The organism is Glycocaulis sp. (assembly GCF_052168375.1).
Taxonomy (GTDB): Bacteria; Pseudomonadota; Alphaproteobacteria; order Caulobacterales; family Maricaulaceae; genus Glycocaulis.
The window spans coordinates 1-2,967 of the sequence record NZ_JBQLZR010000103.1 but is presented as its reverse complement, the minus strand read 5'-3'; the positions used below and the strand labels follow the sequence as shown (position 1 = coordinate 2,967).

Annotated in this window: 3 protein-coding genes and 1 pseudogene; all 4 read left to right on the top strand. The window is 62.4% G+C overall.

Going from position 1 to position 2,967, the window contains the following annotated elements; all coding sequences use genetic code 11:
* Positions 1-120: 120 nt before the first annotated feature.
* A complete protein-coding gene (gene tpiA / locus ACTS2Z_RS04165) occupies positions 121-855 on the top strand; it encodes a triose-phosphate isomerase (RefSeq protein ID WP_442571970.1) in 735 nt (244 codons plus the stop codon).
* Positions 856-929: 74 nt separating this feature from the next.
* A complete protein-coding gene (locus tag ACTS2Z_RS04160) occupies positions 930-1,922 on the top strand; it encodes a response regulator (RefSeq protein ID WP_442571969.1) in 993 nt (330 codons plus the stop codon).
* Between the two features lie 49 nt (positions 1,923-1,971).
* On the top strand, positions 1,972-2,421 hold the full coding sequence (secG, locus tag ACTS2Z_RS04155; RefSeq protein WP_442571968.1) for a preprotein translocase subunit SecG: 450 nt from the start codon (positions 1,972-1,974) through the stop codon (positions 2,419-2,421).
* A gap of 105 nt (positions 2,422-2,526) precedes the next feature.
* A pseudogene (locus ACTS2Z_RS04150) lies at positions 2,527-2,967 on the top strand (CTP synthase); the annotation flags it as partial.

The following is a 2,967-nucleotide window of genomic DNA, read 5'->3' as shown; positions in this document are numbered from 1 at the left end:
ACCCTAGCCGTGGCAGGCGCGCCGGGCAAGGCTGCTGGCCTGTCCGGAACCGCTTGGTGTTTGCCGTTGGCGAAACGGGCTGGTATCGCTGCGGCCTTCGCCAGACGGGACTGTGCCGACATGCCGATTCTCCGCCCCCTCATAGCGGGCAACTGGAAAATGAATGGCCGGAAGGCCGATGCCAGCTGGATCAGCCGGTTCCGCGAAACGCTGGAGCCTGTGGAGGCCGAAATACTTGTTTGCCCTCCAGCAACGCTGCTGCATCCGTTTTCGGGCGAGCTGGCAGGCAGCGGTGTTGCCCTCGGCGCGCAGGACTGCTCCAGCGAACCTGACGGAGCCTATACCGGCGATCTTTCTGCCGGGATGCTGAAAGATGCAGGCTGCAGTTACGCGATCGTCGGGCATTCCGAGCGCCGTGACGGCCATGGAGAAACCAGCGTAACGGTGCGGGCCAAGGCCGAAGCCGCGCTGCGCGAAGGACTGACGCCGATTATTTGCGTCGGCGAACATCTCGAGGAACGTGAAGCCGGCCGCGCCGAAGCGACGGTGCTGGCCCAGCTGGCTCAGAGCCTGCCGGAAGCAGCCGCCGATCAACTGGTCATTGCCTATGAGCCAGTTTGGGCGATCGGCACTGGCCGCACGGCAGGTCCTGAAGAGGCGCAGGCCATGCACGCCGCTATCCGCGCCGCCTGGCCGGGTGCAGACGCCGACCGCTTGCGCATCCTTTATGGCGGGTCGGTAAAGCCGGAAAATGTCGAAGCCTTGATGGCGTGCCAAGACGTGAACGGCGCGCTGGTCGGCGGTGCGAGCCTCGACCCTGTCAGCTTTGCACGCCTCGTTAACCTTTCTTCGTAAGGCGATTTTCAGACTTGCCTGTCATGGTTCTGCCAGACAGGGGAGCAGCGACACCCCCTGCATCAGGTGGTGCGATGAGAAATATCGATTACAAGCGCGCGTCGGTGCTGCTGTTTGATCCGGTCGGGGTCAATCTGCGCAATACACGCTACGCGCTGCATGAAATCGGATTTCGCGAGATCAGCTGCCTGAGCTCGATGGCAGAGTTCAAGCGCCGCCTTGAAGACACCTCGCCCGATCTCATCGTTGCCGAACTGGTCAATAACGAGAACGAACTCCTGCGCGCTGTACGCGCCGTCCGTTCCGGCGAACTGGGGCGCAATCCCTTCGTCGTGTTCGTCTTCACCAGCTGGGTGCGCGACGGCAATGTCATCAAGCAGGCCATCGATTCCGGCATAGATGACGTCATCATTCGTCCGTTCTCCACCGCCTTTGCCGAGGAACGCATCCGCACGCTGGTGCGCGCCCGCAAACCATTCGTGGTGACCAGCGACTATATTGGTCCGGACCGCCGCAAGGACATTGATCGCGGCATTGGTGCCGGCAACCGCATCGAAGCGCCCAACACGTTGCAGGTCGTGACCGAATGCGATGACAGCGCCGTTGACGAGGCCAATCGCTGGATTGCCGAGGCGCGCCGCACCGTCGAAATGGAGCGCATTCGCCGCCTGTGCATGCGCATGACCGTCGGCGTCGAAGTGGGTGTGCGCGAACTCAACTCCGGCAATGTTGCCGTTCTCGATCTGGAAGACCTGACCCGCACGGCGAAGGAGCTCCGCTTGCGTCTGGCGCGCCAGAATGCGGGAGAGGCCTCACGGATCGCCTTTGCGCTTTACCAGGTCTGCGAGGAGCTGATGAGTGATGGCGGCTTCACGCTCGCCAACCTCAATCTCGTCAAGGAACTGGCGATGGGCGTGCTGGCCGCCTATTCGGGCGGAGAAGGCGTCGCGGATTCGCTGAGGGAAATCGAGATGACGGTGGAGGCTTTGCGCCGCCGCCTTGCTGCCCCGCGGCAGTTGGAGAGTGGCAAAACCAAGGAGCCTGAGCTACAACGCGCCGCAAGTTGATCCGCTGCCCGTCATTCGCCGGGCGGCCAGCAAGGCGTTTCAAGGCTCCATGACCACTATTCTGCTTATCATCCAGATACTTGTGGCGATTGCACTGGTTGCGGTCGTGCTGATGCAACGCTCCGAAGGCGGCGCACTTGGTATTGGCGGCGGCCCCGGCGGCATGATGACCGGGCGTAGCGCAGCCAGCCTTCTGACGCGCACCACGATGATTCTGGGCGGCGTGTTCATGGCTAATTCCATCGCTCTGGCGGCTCTCTCCACCATTGACCGGTCCAGCCAGTCGGTGATCGAACGCCTTGCGACGGATGACGATTCCAGCCCGCTTCCCTTCAGCTTCGATGATGAAGAAGGCACGGAAACGCCTGCCGAGGCAGTAGAGCCTGCAGCCGGCGAAGCGCCCGCGCAGGACGTGCCGGACGCTTTCGAGGCTGGCGAGGAGACTGCCGAGCCTGAAGCTGCGCAAGCGCCTGCCAGCGAAGAGGACCCGGGCCGCTAGACCAGCGGCCACGGCCTGCATTTCTGCTATTTCCATCATTTTTAAGCCGGTCCGTAACAGGGATCGGCTTTCACCCTTCGTGATTCTGCGCTAACCCGTCCTTCCATGCCGCGATACATTTTCATAACCGGCGGCGTGGTCTCCTCTCTTGGAAAAGGCCTCGCTTCAGCCGCTCTTGGTGCGCTCCTGCAGGCACGCGGATACCGCGTCCGGCTGCGCAAGCTCGACCCCTATCTCAATGTCGATCCGGGCACGATGAGCCCGTATCAGCATGGCGAGGTATATGTCACCGAAGATGGCGCCGAGACCGATCTCGATCTTGGCCATTACGAGCGCTTCACGGGCGTTTCTGCCACGCGCGGCGACAACATCACGACGGGTCGCATCTATTCCACGATCATCGAGCGCGAGCGCCGCGGCGACTATCTTGGCGCAACCGTGCAGGTGATCCCGCACGTCACCGACACCATCAAGCAGTTTGTCCTGTCCGACGCGGGCGACGTGGATTTTGTCCTGTGCGAGATCGGCGGCACGGTTGGCGACATT

Coding starts and splice junctions, on each gene's coding strand:
- tpiA (WP_442571970.1), top strand. CDS start 121: ATGCCGATTCTCCGCCCCCTCATAGCGGGCAACTGGAAAATGAATGGC.
- ACTS2Z_RS04160 (WP_442571969.1), top strand. CDS start 930: ATGAGAAATATCGATTACAAGCGCGCGTCGGTGCTGCTGTTTGATCCG.
- secG (WP_442571968.1), top strand. CDS start 1,972: ATGACCACTATTCTGCTTATCATCCAGATACTTGTGGCGATTGCACTG.